Annotated in this window: 15 protein-coding genes and 1 pseudogene; 6 read left to right on the top strand and 10 right to left on the bottom strand. The window is 67.5% G+C overall.

The genetic code is table 11. The features are described from left to right. The first annotated feature begins 97 nt into the window (after positions 1–97). On the top strand, positions 98–769 hold the full coding sequence (locus NG698_RS08230) for a potassium channel family protein (RefSeq protein ID WP_056345371.1): 672 nt from the start codon (positions 98–100) through the stop codon (positions 767–769). Continuing rightward, positions 769–1518, top strand: coding sequence for a potassium channel family protein (locus NG698_RS08225; RefSeq protein ID WP_252600181.1), 750 nt, complete (start codon positions 769–771; stop codon positions 1516–1518). The genes NG698_RS08230 and NG698_RS08225 overlap by 1 nt, the downstream gene beginning before the upstream one ends. Here NG698_RS08225 and NG698_RS08220 read toward each other — a convergent pair. From NG698_RS08220 to dut, 4 genes are all read right to left on the bottom strand, one after another. After that, the gene (locus NG698_RS08220; protein ID WP_252600180.1) at positions 1485–2255 is read right to left on the bottom strand and encodes a DUF3159 domain-containing protein; all 771 of its coding nucleotides are present in this window, start codon (positions 2253–2255) and stop codon (positions 1485–1487) included. The genes NG698_RS08225 and NG698_RS08220 overlap by 34 nt on opposite strands. Further along, complete coding sequence (locus tag NG698_RS08215) at positions 2252–2614, bottom strand: single stranded DNA-binding domain-containing protein (RefSeq protein WP_374209911.1); 363 nt, start codon at positions 2612–2614, stop codon at positions 2252–2254. Before NG698_RS08215 ends, NG698_RS08220 begins: the two co-directional genes overlap by 4 nt. Further along, a complete protein-coding gene (locus NG698_RS08210) occupies positions 2607–3344 on the bottom strand; it encodes a DUF3710 domain-containing protein (protein WP_252600179.1) in 738 nt (245 codons plus the stop codon). Before NG698_RS08210 ends, NG698_RS08215 begins: the two co-directional genes overlap by 8 nt. 105 nt (positions 3345–3449) lie before the next feature. Further along, positions 3450–3992: a dUTP diphosphatase gene (gene dut / locus NG698_RS08205; RefSeq protein WP_252600178.1), complete on the bottom strand. Its 543-nt coding sequence runs from the start codon at positions 3990–3992 to the stop codon at positions 3450–3452. Positions 3993–4107: 115 nt separating this feature from the next. Between dut and NG698_RS08200 the strand changes: the two genes are divergently transcribed. After that, complete coding sequence (locus NG698_RS08200; protein WP_252600177.1) at positions 4108–4596, top strand: DUF3093 domain-containing protein; 489 nt, start codon at positions 4108–4110, stop codon at positions 4594–4596. 10 nt (positions 4597–4606) lie between these two features. Here NG698_RS08200 and NG698_RS08195 read toward each other — a convergent pair. Beyond that, a pseudogene (locus NG698_RS08195) lies at positions 4607–4831 on the bottom strand (DUF4193 domain-containing protein); the annotation flags it as partial. 218 nt (positions 4832–5049) lie between these two features. On the opposite strand from NG698_RS08195, the gene sepH reads away from it, so the two are divergent. Then, positions 5050–6423: a septation protein SepH gene (gene sepH, locus NG698_RS08190; RefSeq protein ID WP_252609160.1), complete on the top strand. Its 1374-nt coding sequence runs from the start codon at positions 5050–5052 to the stop codon at positions 6421–6423. Positions 6424–6427: 4 nt separating this feature from the next. Here sepH and NG698_RS08185 read toward each other — a convergent pair whose 3' ends face one another. From NG698_RS08185 to NG698_RS08175, 3 genes are all read right to left on the bottom strand, one after another. Continuing rightward, on the bottom strand, positions 6428–7594 hold the full coding sequence (locus NG698_RS08185) for an alkaline phosphatase family protein (RefSeq protein ID WP_252609159.1): 1167 nt from the start codon (positions 7592–7594) through the stop codon (positions 6428–6430). A gap of 79 nt (positions 7595–7673) precedes the next feature. Continuing rightward, positions 7674–8420 (bottom strand): DUF5998 family protein, encoded by a 747-nt coding sequence (locus NG698_RS08180; protein WP_252600174.1) that lies wholly within the window; start codon positions 8418–8420, stop codon positions 7674–7676. A gap of 42 nt (positions 8421–8462) precedes the next feature. After that, the gene (locus tag NG698_RS08175; protein WP_252609157.1) at positions 8463–11147 is read right to left on the bottom strand and encodes a bifunctional acetate--CoA ligase family protein/GNAT family N-acetyltransferase; all 2685 of its coding nucleotides are present in this window, start codon (positions 11145–11147) and stop codon (positions 8463–8465) included. Positions 11148–11259: 112 nt separating this feature from the next. Between NG698_RS08175 and NG698_RS08170 the strand changes: the two genes are divergently transcribed. Together NG698_RS08170 and NG698_RS08165 are read left to right on the top strand one after the other, a co-directional pair. Then, complete coding sequence (locus tag NG698_RS08170) at positions 11260–13770, top strand: DNA gyrase/topoisomerase IV subunit A (RefSeq protein WP_252609155.1); 2511 nt, start codon at positions 11260–11262, stop codon at positions 13768–13770. A gap of 9 nt (positions 13771–13779) precedes the next feature. Then, positions 13780–14298 carry a DinB family protein gene (locus NG698_RS08165; RefSeq protein ID WP_252600171.1) on the top strand — a complete coding sequence of 173 codons (519 nt, stop codon included), beginning with the start codon at positions 13780–13782 and terminating at the stop codon, positions 14296–14298. Positions 14299–14304: 6 nt separating this feature from the next. Here the strand turns inward: NG698_RS08165 and cydD are convergent, their stop codons facing one another. Together cydD and cydB are read right to left on the bottom strand one after the other, a co-directional pair. Next, positions 14305–17793, bottom strand: a complete 3489-nt coding sequence (gene cydD, locus NG698_RS08160; protein WP_252609153.1) for a thiol reductant ABC exporter subunit CydD — start codon at positions 17791–17793, stop codon at positions 14305–14307. A 6-nt stretch (positions 17794–17799) separates the two neighbouring features. Then, complete coding sequence (cydB, locus tag NG698_RS08155; RefSeq protein ID WP_252600169.1) at positions 17800–18849, bottom strand: cytochrome d ubiquinol oxidase subunit II; 1050 nt, start codon at positions 18847–18849, stop codon at positions 17800–17802. Between the last annotated feature and the right edge of the window lie 11 nt (positions 18850–18860).

Here is an 18860-nt window from a genome sequence, read left to right as displayed (position 1 = left end):
CCTGCCCATGTCATGACGGCGTCCGGGCGGATGCAGCACGCGCGCTGCCGGTAGAGTTCTAGCAGCAGCAACAGGCTACGGAAGTTGAGGAGATACGGTGGCGCATTTCGTGATCATGGGATGTGGCCGGGTAGGGGCCACTCTGGCGCATACGCTGGAGGACGCCGGTCATTCCGTCGCCATCATCGACCAGGACGACCGCGCATTCCGCCGGCTTCGGCAGGGCTTCACGGGCCGGAAAGTCACCGGTGTGGGCTTCGACCGGGACACCCTCCAGCAGGCCGGCGTGGCAGAGGCGTACGCCTTCGCGGCCGTTTCCAGCGGTGACAACTCCAACATCCTGGCCACCCGCGTGGCGCGCGAGACCTTCCACGTCCCCCACGTTGTGGCCAGGATCTACGATCCCGGCAGGGCAGAAATCTATCAACGGCTCGGCATCCCCACCGTGGCCGCCGTCCGGTGGAGCGCAGACCAGGTCTTGCGCCGCATCCTGCCCGAACAGCATCTCGCCGGTGATTTCCGCGAGCCTTCCGGCCGGCTGGTCCTCGCCGAGGTGGACCTCGACGCCGGCTGGATCGGCCACCGGATCAGCGAGGTCGAAAAAGCTGCCGACATCCGGGTGGCATACCTCACCAGGTTCGGCGAGGGCATGCTTCCGGAAACCGGGACTTCGTACCAGGACGGCGACACAGTCCACGCCATGCTGCCGGTGGACCGCAGTTCCCAGGTCGCCCAGATTCTGGCCAAAGCACCCGCCAAGGAGTTGTAGTGAAAGTTGTTATCGTCGGCGCCGGCAGCGTCGGGTCATCGATCGCCAGGGAACTACTGGCCCACAAGCACGAAATCCTGCTGATCGACCTCAAACCTGAGGTCATCGGACGCAGCGGGCTGCGCGGCGCGCACTGGCTCGTGGGCGACGCCTGCGAGCTCAGCACGCTGCAGGGAGCGAAAGTGGAGGACGCCGACGTCGTTGTTTCAGCCACGGGCGACGACAAGGTGAACCTGGTGGTCTCGCTCCTGGCCAAGACCGAATTCGGCGTGGGCCGCACCGTGGGTCGGGTCAACAACCCCAAAAACGACTGGATGTTCAACGACTCCTGGGGCGTGGACGTTGCCGTCAACACCCCCCAGCTGATGACCGCGCTTGTGGAGGAAGCGGTGGAGATCGGCGACCTGGTCCGGCTCCTGACACTGCAGACCGGCGTCGCTTCGCTGGTGGAGTTCACGGTGCCGCACGATTCGCACGTCATTGGCCTGACGGTGGGCGACATCCATTGGCCCGAGGACGCCACGCTGGTGGCAATCCTCCGGGACCACGCACCCATCACTCCCAGCCGGGATGACGTCATTGATGGCGGGGACGAGTTGTTTTTCGTCACCACCATCGCGGCCGAGGATCAGTTGCGTGCGCTGCTGTCGCCCGAATCAGCGGAGGAGCCGGAGGAGGCCTCCCATGAGCCCGAAGGCGTGCAGCCTGCCGAAACTCAGGCGCTGGAGGACGACGGCCTCGGCGGCTGATCCGACGTCGGGGCGTCGGCGTCCGCCGGTACCGGCCGGGTGACAAGCCACGCGATCCAGACGCCGAGGATATAGAGCGGCGCCCCCATGATCAGGCGGGTCGTGGCCAGGGCGGCGAGTCCGTCCTCGCCCATCAGGTACAGGGGGACCTGAACGATCAGCCGAAGTACCAGGACAGCCACGATGATCCACGTGCCCAGGCGGTAAGCCTTAAGCCGCGCGGGATCCTTGCGCCAGTCCAGCCCTTCGTTGCGGATGATCCCGAACAGCAGGCCGGCCACCGGCCACTTGATCGCGATGGAGATCACCATGGCGAGGATGTAGGCGGTGTTCGTGAAGAAGCCCGGCAGGTAGAAGTCCTCGGCCTTGCCCGTAGTGTTGGCGAGCCAGGCCGAGATTCCCACCCCCACCACGCCGGCGAGGGCCTGGGTCAGCGGGCGCCGCTGGACGAGGCGGACCACCGTAAACACCGCGGCGGAGGCCAGCGCGGCCACCAACGACGGCGTCAGGTCCCGCGTGATGGTAAAGGCGATCAGGAAGACCAGGCCGGGCACAATGCTCTCGGCGATGCCCTGGATTCCTCCGGCGCTCTTGAGGACATCGATCCGGCCGTCATGGGTGCGGTGCAGGCCGGCTTTGGCTGCATAGCCCTCAGCAAGTCCCTTCACCGCGGACGGCTCGGGCTGTTTGGACGGCTCGGGCTGCTTGGACGGCTCGGGCTGCTGGGGCGAGGTCATTCGTTCTCCTGGCGGGAAACTATTTCATAGCGTGGATTGAACATGGTGGGCAGGCCTTGGCTTTGGGACAGCATGCCCTCAAGGCGGACTACGGTCCCGGCCTCGATGCCCGGCACCCTGCGCCGCCCCAGCCAGACCACACGCAGGCGGCCACCCGTTCCCTGTGCCGGTTTGGCGCCCGTCTCGCGAATGTCGGGGTCCGAGACAATGGCGGTGAATGCCGCGTTCCGGTCCGCGGGCATGTAGGTGACCGATTCGATGTGCCCCTGGCACACTACCCTCCCCCGTTCCGGCAGCCGGCTGACCGGCATCCCCGCGTCCGGGGAGGATTCCCGGGGACCTTGGCGGGAATCAGCCAATCTGGGTGGTTTCCGGACCACGTTCGGGGCCCTTGAACTCGGGGGCATTGAATTCGGGGGCACCAGGCGGCGGGGTGACGCTGGCATCCTTGGGCAGCCGCAGCTGAAGCAGGTCCCGGGGCGGCATGGGGCTGTCGCCCCGGATGACCACAATCTTGCGGAAAAGGGACTCAAGCGGTGCCGCAGCCTCGCGCTCCATCGCTGCCGCGCCGCCCAGGACGCCGCGCAGGAACCAACGCGGCCCGTCGATGCCTATGAAGCGCGCCACCCGGTAGCCCTGGCTGCCGTCCTGTGCACCGGCGGGCAGTTTGGCGATCAGTTCGGTTCCGAAGCCACCCTGGACTTCTTCAACCTGCCCGCCCTGGCTTCCCACGGACTGACCGATCTGTTCGCGGATCTCGTCCCACAGTCCCTCGGTCTTGGGAGCAGCAAACGCCTGCAACTGAAGGCTGGAGCCGTTCAGGTCCATGGTCACAGCGACCACGCGCTGGGTGGCTTCCTCAACTTCGAGCCGGAGCTGGAGCCCCTCGCTCGGGGAAATCAGCAGCGCACCGAGGTCAACATATCCCTCGCGGCTGGAGACCTCGGAAACATCAAAGGGGCCCGAAACCCGACGCCCGGCGTCCGCCGAGGCCGTGTCAGCGGAATCCGTTGATTCCACTGAGGCCTGGGATTCGTCCGGGTCGGCCGGATGTTCCTTCTTTGATTTCCTGCCGAGCCCAAAAACCATGGGGATTGTCTCCTTAGTTGTGAAAGTGACTCGCCGGGCCCGGTGGGTACCGTCGAAAGTCTTGCTGCCGCGGGCAACCAACGCTGGTTGCCGCCGTCGGGTGTGTCAGGCGTTTGGCGAGGTGAAGCCGCCGGTGGATCCGAATCCGCCGGCTCCCCGCACCGATTCGCTCAATTCGTTGACGGGGACAAACTGCGCATATTCCACCCGCTGGATCACCATCTGTGCAATTCTATCGCCGCGCCGCAGCTCTATGGCGTTCCTGGAATCGGTGTTGAGGAGGGTCACGGAAATTTCCCCGCGATAACCGGCATCCACAGTGCCGGGCGCATTGACGATAGTCAGCCCATGCTTCGTGGCCAGGCCGGAGCGAGGGTGGATCAGGGCTACAAACCCGTCCGGCAGCGCGATGGAAACACCGGTAGCCACCAGCTTCCGCTCCCCCGGTGCCAGGACCACATCTTCCCGGGTCCGCAGGTCAGCTCCCGCGTCGCCGGGGTGGGCATAGGAAGGTGCCTCCAGCCCGGCGTCGAGCATTTTCAGCTGCACCTGCAGCGTCGGGGCCCCGTAGGCTGCGGCTGCATCCGGTGCAGGGCCGGCCAGCTCATCGTCAGGAACGGTTTCAACAGTGGCAAGTTCGTCAGTCACAGTCACTCAGTCTAACGCCCAGCCGCAGTTCCGTCCTAGATTCAACGGGACGTCGCAGGCCAAGACCGGATGAAACCAAGATGAAATAGCCAGCCAAAGGTGGAAAGCTGGTGGCATGCCCGAATCCAGCTCCACCGCGCCCGTCCCTGACGCCCCCTCTGCCGGCACCCCGGCAGTTTTCCGGGAGAGGCTGTGGCCGAACGTCTGGATCTGGATCATCGCGGCAGGGATCTCCGGTGCCGGGATCCTCGTTTTCGCCCCGATCAGCATGGTTGCGGGCTATACGGCGGCCGGCGTCCTGTTCACGATCATTGCTGTCCTGCTCGTGCTGTCCACTCCGACGATCCTTGTCACCAGTGACGCCTTGACGGTAGGACGCGCCACCATTGAGCGCCGCTTCGTCGGCGACGCGGCAGCGTTCCACGGCAAGGACGCCACGGCCCAGCGCGGGACCCGGCTCAACGGCCTCGCCTACCTGTGCATCCGTGGCTGGATCGACCCGGTGGTGCGGATCGAAATCACGGACCCGTCCGACCGGACCCCCTATTGGCTGACGTCGTCCAGGCGGCCCGAGGAACTCACTGCCGCGCTTTCGCGGAAATAGGCACCCCGGATCAGCCCTCGCACTCCTTGCAATAGAAGTGGCCGTCCTTTTCCCGCGCAATCTGTGAACGGTGCCGGACCAGGAAGCACGAGGAACACGTAAACTCGTCCGCTTGTGGAGGCACCACCAGAACCAGCAGCTCCTCGCCGGACAGGTCCACCCCGGGAAGCTCGTAGCCTGCGGCGAGGTCGCTTTCGTCCACATCAACCGCGGCCGTCGGGTTATCTGATCGCCGGGTTTGTGCCCGGCGTGGGCTCATCCTTCCGCATGCACGCGGCAAAATCCAGACTTCCGCGCCGGTGCGGTCCGCTGGCACTGCGCAAACCCCCGCTGCTGACCGCACTGGCGTCCGAAAGTGCCGGAATATCGCGGCGCGCCCTTGCTCCTAACCCAAAAGGGGGCCGGTGAGTGGCAGAGTTTCGATTGATAGTAATGCCAGGGTGGAGGATTTGTATGCAGGATCTACGGCTTGTAGGCGTACACGACGACGGGGAGCATCTCCTGTTGAGCGGTGCCGGCGGCGAGATGTTCCAGCTGCCGATCGATGAAGCACTGCGGACGGCCAGCCGGTCTTCGGCGAAGACGGCTTCCGCGGCTGCGCCCATTGCCATGTCCCCGCGGGACATACAGTCTCGGATCCGCAGCGGTGCCACCGCAGCGGAGGTGGCTGAGCTTTCCGGGCTTCCCCTCGCAAAGGTCGAGCGGTATGAGGGCCCGGTCCTTGCCGAGCGGGAGTATGTAGCGCAACAGGCACGGAAGGTGGAAGTGGCTTCGCCCTCCCCCGGCCATGACACCTACCGCTCCATTTTCGGCGACCACCCGGCTTCCCTCCACGACATGGTCAACCACCGGCTCTCAGCCCACGGGATTGAACCTTCCACCGTGGAGTGGGATTCGTGGCGGCGCCAGGACGGCAATTGGACCGTGGTGGCCCGGTTTGAAGCCAAAAAGGACGGCACCTCCGGCATCGGGGAAGAGCCGCCTGCGCAGTGGACGTTCAGTCCGGCCCGCAAGTCGCTGCAGAACGCCAACCGCTGGGCCCAGCAGCTCAGTGAGCTGGAACCGCTGGACGGTCCCGTTCCGGCCCGCCGTCTCACTGCCGTCACGGACCGCCCGTTTGACTTTGAAACCGACGCGGAAGCAGCGGCCGCCCGAAATTCGACCGGCCCGCAGGCCGTCCCGCAGGCCAGGGAATCTGACGGTCTCCTGGATATGCTCCGTTCACGCCGCGGCCAGCGTCTGGGTGTCGACGAAGACGCGGACGACGCCCTGGCGCTGTTGCTGACCCACGGCGTGCCCGCTGCCCATCCACGTCCCTCGGAGGTGGTCTCGGAACCGGATTCCAGGGAGCAGAAGTACCGGGAGCCCGAAATGCGCGAGGCAGCACCTGCCGAGTCCACCGCGCCGGACGACGCCCCGCCCGCCGATCCCCTCACCCGCAAGCGTGATGCGCGGCCGTCAATGCTGTCCAGGCTGAGCCTCATCCCGCCGCACCGGGACTCCGAGGAGGATGACGTCCTGAAACTGCACGACGGCGTCAGCACCGACACGAGGGAAGTCACCATTGTGGCGTCCCCGCTTCGTCCCGCAGGGCAGGGTGCCCCCGGCGAGACAGCTCCGGGGCGTCCCGCGCCGAACGTGGGCCTGGACGAACTGCTGGGCGGCGGCAGCCCGCGCAGGGCGGCCTACGCGGCCGGCACCGATGACGCAGGATCGGGCCAGCACCACGACCATGACGCGGACCAGCCTGAACGGCAGCCCGCAAAACCGAAGCGGTCCACGGTTCCCAGCTGGGACGAGATCGTCTTCGGGACCAAGCGGGACTGACGCCTCAGCGTCGCCGTGGCTTGCCTTCGGCCTTAAAGCACAGCAGGGGTACTTCGCGTTCCGCTTTGGTCAGCGAGCCGTGCTGGCCCACCACCTCCATGGCGGCTGGGCGCCCGCGGCGGGTGTCGTAGAGGGCCAGCGCGTCCCGCGCTGCAATCATGATGTCGCCAATCCGGGGCCCGACGGCCGGGCGCAGTGTCCCGAACAGCCCGGCGGCGATGGCATCCTCCCGCGTAAAGGCCCAGATCCTGTCGCCGAAACGGGCACGCCACGCGCCCAGCAAGCGCTCCCGGCCCGCGGCGTCTGCCGGATCCTCAAGGTAGAGATGTACCATCCGGGGCTCCCCCGCCGTATGCCGCACGCCGTCAACAAGCGACGCGTCCGCGGCGAAGTCGATCCGCTGCTGTTCCGGGACGTCGAGCATCCCGTGGTCCGCGGTGAGCAGGACGGTGGTCCCGGCCGGGAGCGACGCGTGGAGCCGTTTGACGGTTGCGTCAAGCTCTTCGAGCTGGTGTTCCCACTGTTCGGACTGGCAACCGTGCCGGTGGCCGGCCTTATCCAGTTCGTTGACGTAGAAGTACATCAGGGACTTCCCGGCTGTGTCCATGGCTTCGGCGGCGGCTTCTGTGCGCGCGTGGGCCGTCACGGCTGAGACGAAATTCCCGCCGCGGAGGGCCGCCTGCGTCATGGGCGAGTTGCCGAACTGCGGCAGGCTGACCGTGGTCACACTAACTGAATCGGCAGCCCGTTCGAGGACGGTAGGAAACGGCTGCCACTCAGTGGGGTCCACCTTGGCATCCCAGTTGCCGAGCATGTTGACGACTTTGTCCTGGTCCGGGTCCAGGACGTCATAGCCCACCATTCCGTGCTGGCCGGGCGGGAGTCCCGTGCCGAAGCTGGCCAGGGCAGCGGCCGTGGTTGAGGGGAACGTGGAGTCCAGCCAGACGGGAACTTCCCCCTGCCCGGACTGCATCACGGAGCGCAGGAAGGGCGTGTGGGCAGACTTCTGTTTGAGCAGGTTCCGGCCCAGGCCGTCGACCAGGACCACGCAGACGCGCGACGCCGGCGGAAGGCCCAGGGAGTTCGTGAAACCTTCTACCCCGAGGCTGGCCGCCGCGCTGGTGAGGACATCCCCGATGGACCGCCGGCCAAAGGCAGGCGCGGGCGGCATTCTAAGCTGCGGGGCGGCCCCCTGCGAAACCGCTGCGGAAGAGACTGAGGAGACTGTTGCTTTCCCTTGGTCCGGCATCTCAGCGCTGCTGGTGCCCGCGGCTGAGCCGGTTTCCGAACACACCCGTCCGGGGCCGGGGCTGGAGCGTCTGGCCGGCGTGCGGCACGGGAGCCGTGGAACCGGTGTTCACGGCCCGCAGGGCGCGGGCAAAGAGTTTGGCGTCCTGGACGGCCTGCGGACCGTCGGCTTCGGCGCTGATCCGCAGGACGATGTCCTCCTGGGCAATGGTGCCGCTGTAGCCGTGGTCTGCCTCGCATTGCGGGTCTCCGCAGCTGGCGGGGCCCATGTCCAGCCGCTGGCCGCCGGACCAGGCAATGGCGAGGGTGACTTCCCGGACCGGATCCGAGGGCTTGTAGTCCTGCGGCTGGGAGTACATGTAGCTCAGGACCACGGAGCGGATCTGCGCGACGGGCACGGATTCGGTGGAGATCTGGGCCACGATCTGTTCGCCGGCGTCATCGAGCTGCTGGTCGTCCACGTGGGTGATCACCAGCATGTCTGCGGTCAGGACCAGCACGGTGATGTGGCGGCGGACTTCGGCCCGGTCAAAGTGGGTTTCGAGGTGCACCAGGTGGGCCACGCATTCGCGGCCGTCCAGGGCGTCGTCAACGACGTCAGCCACCAGGCGTGGGTAGAAGCCCGCTTTCTGGAGCGCACCGTCCAGGCTCTGGCCCTGCGGCGTGTGGCTGTGTGAGCTGTGGGGGCGGGTTGCCTGGTTGTCACTGCCGGAGGTGGAAGGCGTCGACTGGGAAGGCTGTGAGCTCATTCCCCCATTTTCACAGATCGGCCGGGGACATGCTAACCGCGGTCAGCCCAGCATGGCCCGGCGGGCACTGTCAGTGCGCTGGGCTGCGTTGCCGATCCGGATATCTGCGGCCAAGATGGACACGCCCTGGGTTCCGCAGAGGACAGGGTTGAATTCCACTAGGGCTATTTCCGGATGGTTGTCCTTCATCCAGGCCAAGCGCCCGGCGACTTCCTCCAAGGCGTCAATATCGACGGCGGGAAGGCCCTGGTAGCCGAAGAGTTTGCGGGCCGCGCGGGGCCCACGGACGAAGTCCTTCACGTCGGCCGCGGACAGCGGAGGCACACGGTGCGCCCAGTCATCCAGCAGGTTGACCGCGTCCCCGGCCAGCCCAAAGGAGACTACCGGCCCCAGCAGCGGATCCTCAATGGCCCGGAACGTGCACGCCTGCCCCACCGCGGCCATGGACTGCACCTCCAGGGCCCGCGAACCGTAAGGTGCCAGCGAGCGCCGCATCTGCGCGATGTTGCGGCGGAGGGAATCCGGATCCCCGATGTCGAGGCGGACTCCGCCCAGGTCGAGGCGGTGGCGAAGTGCCGGGTCGGTGGTTTTGAGCGCGACCGGCCAGCCCAGCCTGCCGGCGGCAGCAACGGCCTCCTCTTCTGAGTCGAAACCTGCGGACGGCAGCACCGCAATGCCGTAGTGCGCCAGCAGCTGGGCCGCGGACGCCGGCTCCAGGGTCTTGAGTTGCTCCCCGTGGACATCGTGGAGAAGCTGATCCAGCAGGATCCGTGCGCTTTCCGGATCGCAGCCTTCGGGTTGGACAAAGTGGCCGGGGTCCCGTGCCACCCACTCCGCGTAGCGCACCACGGCGGCGAGCGCCGCCACAGCCGCACCGGCGTTGGAGAAGCACGGCACTGTCCATCCCTCACTGCCCACCATGCCCTCCACGTAGATGGAGGGGTCAAGGATGCCGGTGAAGGCGGCGACTACCGGTTTTCCGGCGGCGGCCGAGCATTCGGCCAGGACCTCAGCGATATGGTCCACAGTCAGGCCCCGCACCGGCAGCAGGGCGGCCACCACGGCGTGGACGGCGTCGGACGCAAGAGCGTCCTGGAGGCTGCGGCGGAGGGCCGGCAGCGCCAGGGACATCCCGGCGTCGAGATCCACGTCGGTGATGATGCCATCCACGGTCAGGCCGTGCGCCTCGGCGCTGTCCGCCACCACGTTGCCCAGCGCAAGGGAGTTGCTGAAAATGGCCAGCCCTGGCCCCGCCGGGAGCGGCTGGCCGGACACTATCTGCGTGATGTCCATCAGCTGTTCGATGGTCTCGACCCGGATGACGCCGGACTGGCGCATCATGGCGTCCAGCGCACCGGCGGGTGCCTGGGTGGTCCGGACGGCGTGGCCAGGCGGCAGCCGCAGGCCCATGGTTTCAGACTTGGCCACCACCACGGGCTTGGTGCGGGCGAGCCGCCGGACGATCCGGGAAAATTTGCGGGGGTTCCCGATCGACTCCAGGTAAAGGCCCACCGCGGTGGTGTCGGCGTCGTCCTCCCAGAACTGCATCATGTCGTTGCCGGAGACGTCCGCGCGGTTGCCCGCCGACAGGAACGTCGAAAGGCCCAGCCTGCGGCGGTGTGACGCCGCATAGAGGGAAACACCGATCGCCGCCGACTGGCTGAACAGGCCCAGGCCCCCGCGACGCGGCAGTGAGGGCGCCATGGAGGCGTTCAGTCTCACGTCGGGATGGGTGTTCACGATCCCCAGGGAAGCGGGCCCGATCACCCTCATGCCGTTGGCCCTGGCCTTCCGGACCAGGTTGCGCTGGCGGGCGAGGCCGCGTTCGCCGTCGTCCGCGAAGCCCGCGGAGGCGATCACCAGCCCCTTGACCCCGGCCGCAGCGCACTGGTCAACCACGGTGGCCACTTCCTCATACGGAACGGCTATCACAGCGAGCCCCACAGGTTCCGGGACCTCGGAAATCCTGCCGAAGGACATCATTCCGGCGAGCTCCAACGCCTCCGGGTTGATGGCGTAGACCTGCCCGGAGAAGCCGCCTTCGATGATGTGTTCGAGCAGCTGGTACCCCACGGTCCCCCATTTGCGGCTGGCCCCGATAACGGCAATGGACGACGGCGCCAGCAGGTCCCGGACGCTTCTCGCCTCGGCGCGGTGCTCGCGTGATTCCATCACCACCCGGGACTTTTCGGTGGGGTCGATGTTGAACTCCAGGCTGACGACGCCGTCGTCGAAATGGCGTTTGACGTCGTAGCCGGCGTCGGCGAACACCATTAGCATTTTGCGGTTTTCCGGCAGCACTTCGGCGCTGAAGCGGCGGATCCCGATTTCGTGGGCGGCCGCGGCAAGGTGTTCGAGCAGGATTGAGCCGATGCCCCGGCCCTGGTGGGCGTCGGCAATGTTGAACGCGACCTCGGCTTCGAGGGGATCATCCAGCCTGTCGTAGCGGCCGATCCCCAGGATTTCGCCGCCAAAGGTGATCACCAGGGCAACCCGGTCCCTGTAGTCCACTTCGGTGAAGCGCTTGAGCTCCTTGCTGGACAGCCGGGCCTTGAACGCGAAGAAGCGCATGTAGATTGAGTTCTGCGACTGCCCGGCATGGAAAGCCTGGACCGCGTCCGCATCGCTGGGGTGGATGGGCCTCAGATGGGCGGTGCCACCGTCACGGAGCACGACATCGGCTTCCCAATGTTCCGGATATTCGCCGTCCCCGGGCTGATCCACCATAGGCTTAGCCTAACCACAAACTGACGGCGCAGGCCGTGTGCCCGGAGAACTTCCTCCAGACCTGCGCCCAGACCACAGCACCACCAGTAACCCAGAAGGATCCACCAGCCCCATGGCCCGCCGCCAAAGCCCAGCCCCTGCCGGGGACGCACCCCAGGATTTCGTCGAGAACATCGTGGACATCGATGTCACGTCCGAGATGGAAGGCTCCTTCCTGGAGTATGCGTATTCGGTGATCTACTCCAGGGCTCTGCCTGATGCCCGGGACGGGCTCAAGCCGGTCCAGCGCCGGATCCTGTACATGATGAGTGAGATGGGCCTGCGTCCGGACCGCGGCCACGTCAAGAGCGCCCGTGTGGTGGGCGAGGTCATGGGCAAGCTCCACCCCCACGGCGATACCGCCATCTATGACGCCATGGTGCGGATGGCCCAGGACTTCTCGCTGCGCCTGCCGCTGATTGACGGCCACGGCAACTTCGGCTCCCTCGACGACGGTCCCGCGGCCCCCCGGTACACGGAGGCCCGGCTCGCGGCAGCAGCCCTGACGCTGACCGACCACCTCGACGAAGACGTGGTGGACTTTGTCCCCAACTACGACAACCAGCTGACCCAGCCGGATGTCCTCCCGGCCGCGTTCCCCAACCTGCTGGTCAACGGCGCCACGGGCATCGCCGTCGGGATGGCCACCAACATGGCCCCGCATAACCTGGTGGAGGTCATCTCCGCCGCGCGGCACCTGATCGCCCACCCGGACGCGACCCTCGATGACCTCATGCGCTTTGTACCGGGGCCGGACCTGCCAACAGGCGGCCGGATCGTGGGCCTGGACGGCATCCGGGACGCCTACGCCACCGGACGCGGTTCCTTCAAGACCCGGGCGAAGGTGGAGATCGAGCAGCTCTCGGCCCGGCGCACCGGCCTGGTGGTCACCGAGCTTCCCTACATGGTGGGCCCCGAAAAGGTGATCGAGAAGATCAAGGACGCCGTCAATGGCAAGAAACTGACCGGGATCAGTGACATCGTCGATCTGACGGACCGCCAGCATGGCCTGCGCCTGGTCATCGAGCTGAAAAACGGGTTCAACCCGAACGCCGTGCTCCAGCAGCTCTACCGCTACTCGCCGATGGAGGATTCCTTCGGCATCAACAACGTGACGCTGGTGGACGGCCAGCCGCAGACCCTCGGCCTGGTAAAGCTGCTCTCCGTGTACGTGGAGCACCGGATCGATGTGGTGCGCCGGCGGACGTCGTTCCGGCTGGGTAAGAAGAAGGACCGCCTGCACCTGGTGGAGGGCCTCCTGATCGCCATCGTGGACATCGATGAGGTCATCCAGATCATCCGCTCCTCGGATGAGGTGGCGGCGGCCAGGGTCCGGCTGATGTCCATCTACGATCTTTCCGAGATCCAGGCCAACTACATCCTGGAACTGCGGCTGCGGCAGCTGACCAAGTACTCCCGGATCGAGCTTGAAAAGGAGCAGGAGGAGCTGCGCCGCGAGATCGTGGAACTGGAAGCCATCCTCGGCTCCGAGGAGCGGTTGCGCGGACTTGTGTCCTCCGAACTCGGCGAAATCGCCGAAAAATACGGCACTCCGCGGCGGACGGTTCTGCTCGAATCCGAGGCCGTCTCCCCCACCGTGGCGGCAGCCCTGGCGGCCGCCCCCAACGGCAAGGGCCAGGCCGCGCCGCTCGCCCTGGAGATCTCGGACGATCCCTGCTGGGCCATCCTGACGGCGTCGGGCCAGATCGCGCGCACGTCCAACCAGGAGCCCCTCGCCGAGTCCGGGCCGCGGGCCAAGCACGACGTTTTCCGTTCAGTGGTCAAGACCTCGGCCCGCGGGGAAATAGCGGCGGTCACCTCACAGGGCCGGATGCTGCGGCTTCAGGTCATGGACATGCCGGTGCTGCCGCCGATGTCCGGCCTGCCCAACCTCGCCGGCGGTGTTCCGGCCAAGGACTTCATCACGCTGCTGAAGGGTGAAGCGCTGGTGGCGTTCGCCCCGCTGGATGAAGTCCTGGCCATCGGCACCGCCCAGGGTGTGGTCAAGCGGGTCCAGCCCGATTACCCCCTGAACCGCGAGGACTGGGAAGTCATTGCGCTCAAGGACAAGGACGAGGTGGTGGGTGTGGCGTCGGCCGGGTCTGAGGAAACCGAGCTGGTGTTCCTGACCCGTGAGGCTCAATTGCTCCGTTTCAGCGCCGCCAACGTCCGGGCCCAGGGCAGAACGGCCGGCGGCATGGTGGGTATCAAGCTCGGCGCCGGGGACCAGGTGTTGTTCTTCGGGGCGGTCACCGCCGCCGACGACGACGCCGTGGTGGTCACCATTGCCGGCACGAGCGGCGCCCTGCCGGGCACCGCCCCGGGTGCGGCGAAAGTGACGGCCTTCGCCGAATACCCTGCCAAGGGCCGTGCAACAGCCGGCGTTCGCGCCCATAGGTTCCTCAAGGGCGAAGACACGCTGCTGCTGGCGTGGGCCGGGCACGGACCCGCGAAGGCCTCATCGCTCGCCGGTATTGCCAGGTCGCTGCCGCAGGAGCACGGCCGGCGCGACGGTTCGGGGATTCCGCTGTCCCAGGCAGTGGACGCGGTGGGTCCGGCCATGGCCTGGAGCGATCCGTCCTAGACTGCTGCCATGCCTATCATTCCTGATGAAAAGGACTGGACCTGGGTCCTCTCCCGGCCGTGCACCGAGTGCTCCTTCGACGCTTCCACCGCCACACCGGCCACGGTGCCGGGCAGCGTGGAAAACATGCTCCCGCGCTGGCGGGCCGTCCTCCGCCGGCCTGACGTTGCAGAACGCCCGGATGACAGCACGTGGTCGGCGCTGGAATATGCCTGCCACGTCCGCGACGTCTTCACGCTGTTCGACCAGCGGCTGAACCTTATGCTCGACGCCGACGGCGCCCGGTTTGAGAACTGGGACCAGGACCAAACGGCAGTCGACAAGGATTACGCCAATGCCGATCCCGCCGTGGTCAGCGCCGAACTGACGGCCGAGGGCAAGCAGATTGCCGAGTCCTTCGCCGGCGTCCGGGAGTCAGAGTGGGGACGGCGGGGCCTGCGCAGCAACGGTTCCGAATTCACGGTCCTGACGCTGGCCCAGTACTTCCTGCACGACGTCGTCCATCACCTCCACGATGTGGACGGCTGAGGGGACTCAACCCACCAGCGAAGCAGCCGTGCCCGTCCGGGACACCGCCGAGAGCTCCAGCCGGGCGTCATCCGGCTGGATGTCGGCCGGATTGTGGGTGACCATGACCACTGTCCGGTCTTTCAGGCCGGCGCGGAGGTCTGCCAGCATTTCCCGTCCCGACTGTGCGTCCAGATGAGCCGTGGGCTCGTCGAGCAGGATAACCTCGGCCCCCGTCAGCAGGGTCCGCGCCACGGCCAGCCGTTGCCGCTCGCCGCCGCTGAGGAAGGAACCACCCGGCCCGATCCGGGTGTCCAGCCCGGCCGGCAGCCGCGACACCAGGGCGCTGAGGCCGACGGCGGCCAACGCCGCTTCCAGCTCGGCTTCACCGGCGGCAGGCGCACCAGTGGTAGGCGGCGCATCGGTGGTAGGCGGGGCATGGACGCCCAGCATCAGGTTGCCCCGCAGCGTCGAATCGAACAGGTGTGCCTCCTGCGGGCACCAGGCCACCGTGCCGGTCACCGCGGCCCGGCCCGTGGCGGCCGGCAGGAATCCCAGCAGGACGGCGAGCAGCGTGGATTTCCCCGCGCCGGACGGTCCGGTGACCGCCAGCCACGTGCCGGGTCCGGCCGTTGCGGAGACCCCGGAGAACACGGGTTTCCCGCCGGGCCAGGCCGCCCCGACGCCTTCCAGTTCAACCCCCGGGGCGGCACCGGAACGGGCGGGGACAGCATGCAGGCCGTCGCCGGCCCCGGTTTCCGTGGCACCGCCATCCAGCACCCCTGACTCACCGACCCGGCGCATAACGCTGCGTAGCGCCGGGTACTGGCGCACCGCCGTCGTCATCGCCGCGTACGGTTCCACGAGTGCAAGCTGCAGCAGGACAGCAACCGCGGCGGTGGCGGGCTCCATGGTTCCTGCCAGCACCTGGGGTGCGGTCAGAACGGCAGCACCCAAGGCGGCGGTGCCGCAGGCGGCGACGGTGATGGCCTGGCCGAGGCCTTCGGCCCAGGCGGAACGCTGCGATGCCCGGGTGGCCAGGCGGTCCTCGGCGCGCAGCGCGTCCAGGACTGTTGCAGCGATGCCGTTCGCGTGCAGCTCCGCCCGGGCATCCAGCGCGGCGGACGTGCGCCGCAGGACGCCTGCCCGCAGGCTCTGTTCCGCTGTGGCCGAGCGGCGGTCCCCCCACAGGGCGGCGGCCGGCGCCACGAACAGGCTGAAAGCTGCTGCCAAGGCAACGGCCGGCAGCGCGGCAGGCGCCACGAGGGCGGTTGCCACCAGCGTTGAACCGGCCACGGCCAGCGCCGTTGCGGGCGCCAGCACAACCCGCGGCAGCAGGTCCCGGACGGTGTCGACGTCGTCAATCACCGTACCCAGGACGTTGCCGCCCTGTAGGAGCCGCCGCAGTGAGAGTGCCTTGCGGCTCAGTGATTCCCAGAGCCGGCCGCGCAGGCGGGTGAGGGCGCCGAACACGGCATCGTGCAGCAGGAGCCGTTCCCAGTAGCGCAGGACGGCGCGCCCGATCCCAAAGAATCGCACCCCGACGATGGCAGCGAGCAGGTACAGGATGGGCGGCTGTTCGCTGGCCCTGATGATAAGCCAGCCGGAAAGGCCAGACAGGGCAACAGCGAAAAGGGCGGCAAAAGTCCCCACCACGGCGGCGCCGGTGAACCGGCCAGCCACCGGTGCCAGCAGGCCGGCCAGCAGACGGACAGTCCAGCCTGGCCGGGAATCCCCGGCCGCGGGCGTCTGCGTCCTCGCCGGATGACGCCCGGAAATTTCCGGGGCATGCTCTTGCTCCACAATGGCCCCGGTTCCGTCGCACACGGTTCCGGACGGCCCTGTCCCTGCTGACAGCACAGCTCCGTCGGAGGGCGCCGTGATGCCGTGGGCGGAAACAGGCACCAGGTGGTCAGCCAGCTCGCGGGTCTGCTGGTCGTGGGCCACCAGGATGATGGTGACCTGGCCCCGGAGCGCACGGATCGAGTCCTGCACCAGCGCCGCCGACACGCCGTCAAGGTGTGCGGTGGGCTCGTCGAGAAGCAGCAAGGTGGCACCGGACCTGATGCGGGCCAGGCCGCGGGCCAGCGCAACGCGCCGCAGCTCGCCCGGGCTCAGTTCGGCCGGATGGTGGCCGGTGAGGTGGCCGGCAGCCGCAGCGGCCAGACAATCCGTGGCCGTCTCGGCTGCTGCCGGAGTATCTGAGCCCCTTCCGCCACCGAGGTACAGCATGACCTCCTCGAGCACGGAGTCCGCCACCATGACCGGATGCTGCGGGACCCAGGCGACCGCGTCGCGTGCCAGGCCGGAGAGGCGGCCGGAAACTGTGGTTCCGCCGCCGTCGCCGATGGTCCCGGCCAGCACGCCAAGGACGGTGCTTTTGCCGGCGCCGCTGGGACCGTCCAGGGCGGTGATCAGCCCGTGCGGGGCAGTAAACGTTAACGGCCCGACGGCGGGGGCGGACCGTCCGGAGTACGTGACACTGAGGTCGGTGACCGTCACTCCCCCGGACCCGGGCACGGAACACCGGCTGCCGCCGTCGGACGCGGCAGCCTCGCGTCCCTGTGCGGGCAGCGGTTGCGGCTCGGGTGCTTCAGTGACCTTCCTGGTCTCGGCCAGGGCCGCCCGGCCGTCATCACTGGCGTGGTGGGCGGCGCCCAGCTCGCGCAGCGGCAGGTAGCAGTCCGGCGCAAGAATCAGCGCCAGGAGGCCGGCCTCAAGCGGCATGTCGCCGTGCACCAGGCGGACGCCGATGAATACGGCAACCACTGCTACGGAAATGGTTGCGATCAGTTCCAGCGCCAGTGCGGACAGGAATGCGGTGCGCAGCGTCCCCATGGTCCTGGCGCGGTATTCCTCCGAGATCTCCTCTAGGGCCTTGCGCTGCGCGGTGGCACGGCCCAGCCCCACCAGCACGGGAAGGCCCTTGGCCAGTTCCAGCATGTGTGCGGAAAGCCGGGTCAGGGTTTCCTGGGCCTCGCGGACATGGTCCTCGGTATAGCGGCCAATCAGCACCATAAACAGCGGAACGAGCGGAACAGTCAGGACAATCACCACCGCGCTGACCCAGTCCGTGAACAGGATGCGGGCCCCGAGCAGCAGCGGGATCGCGGCGCAGTTCACGAGGGCGGGGAGGAACTGCGTGTAGTAGCTGTCCAGCGCATCAAGCCCGCGCGTAGCCAGGACGGCCAGCCCGCCATCGGCCGGACCGGTGCTCCGAGCACCGTTCCGCAGGGCCCGGGCCAGCAGCTCGGAGCGGAGTTCCTCCTTGATGCCCAGCGCGGCGCGGCGCGCGGCGATGCCCTGGGCCCAGACTGTGGCGGACCTTAGGACAACGCCCGCCAGGCCCCAGGGCAGCTGCTCGGCCCACGACCCGTTCCCGGTGGCCAGCCCGGCCAGCATGGCAGCCACGGCCTGCCCCATCAGGACCAGTGACAGCGCCTTCAGCGCTGCCAGCAGGCCAAGCCAGTAGATGGCGGAGCGGGTGGCCGGTCCGGCCGGAAAGTCTGGGCGCACAGCCGGTCAGCCCTTCGTGGTGAATGCCCGGACAGCAATGGCCGGCAGGAAGCTGTGCGCCGCGGGGATCTGGGACGCGCTGACACGGCGCCGGAACACCCAGTAGGTCCACGCCTGGTAAGTGATCACGAGGGGCAGGCCAACGGCTGCCACCACGCTCATGAGCCCGAGCGTGTAATCGGACGACGACGCGTTGGCAACAGTGAGGTCAAAGGCAGGGTCCAGGGTGGAGGGCAGCACCACCGGGAACACCGCACCGAAGATTGACGCGCTGCCGAGGATGAGGAAGACCCCCATCGCCATAAACGCCCTGCCTTCGGATCCCCGCCGTGCCAGGAACCAAGCGGCTGCTGCGGCAATGACGGCCACGATCACGGCCGCCCAGGTCCACGGCTTGCCCTCCAGGAACTGGATGAAGAGTGCCCAGCCTGCCAAAGGCAGCAGCAGGACCGGAAGCAGCCGGACGAACCAGCGGCGCGCGCGGTGGCGCACGTCGCCGTCGGTCTTCAATGCGAGGAACGCCAGCGCGTGCAGCAGGGAGAACCCCACCACGGCCAGCCCGCCCAGTACGGCGTAACCGCTGAACCACGCGAACGCACCGCCTTCGCGGTCACCGTTCGCGTTCAGCGGCAGGCCGGTGGTGGTCAAGGCCAGGGCAGCGCCGACGCCGAAGGCGGCGAAGAAAGAGCCGAGGGCTATGGCCCAGTCCCAGCGCGACCGCCATATGTCCGTGTCACCCTTGCCGCGGTATTCGAACGCCACGGCACGGAAGATGAGGGCAACCAGCACCACCAGGAGCGGGAGGTAGAGGGCGGAAAACAGCGAGGCGTACCAGAGCGGGAACGCCGCAAACGTTGCGGCTCCGGCCGTGATCAGCCAGACCTCGTTGCCGTCCCAGACCGGGCCGACGGTGTTCAGCAGCACCCGGCGCTCGGTGTTGTTCCGCGCGAAAAGCTTCATCAGCATTCCCACGCCGAGGTCAAAGCCTTCAAGGAAGAGGTAGCCGGTCCAAAGCACCGCGATGACGATGAACCAGATGGTGGGCAGCAGTTCCATGCTCGAGTATC

Origin of the sequence: Pseudarthrobacter raffinosi (assembly GCF_023913735.1) — a bacterium.
Classification (GTDB): domain Bacteria; phylum Actinomycetota; class Actinomycetes; order Actinomycetales; family Micrococcaceae; genus Arthrobacter; species Arthrobacter raffinosi.
The sequence above is the reverse complement of the archived record's forward strand: the minus strand, read 5'-3'. Positions and strand labels throughout refer to the sequence as shown.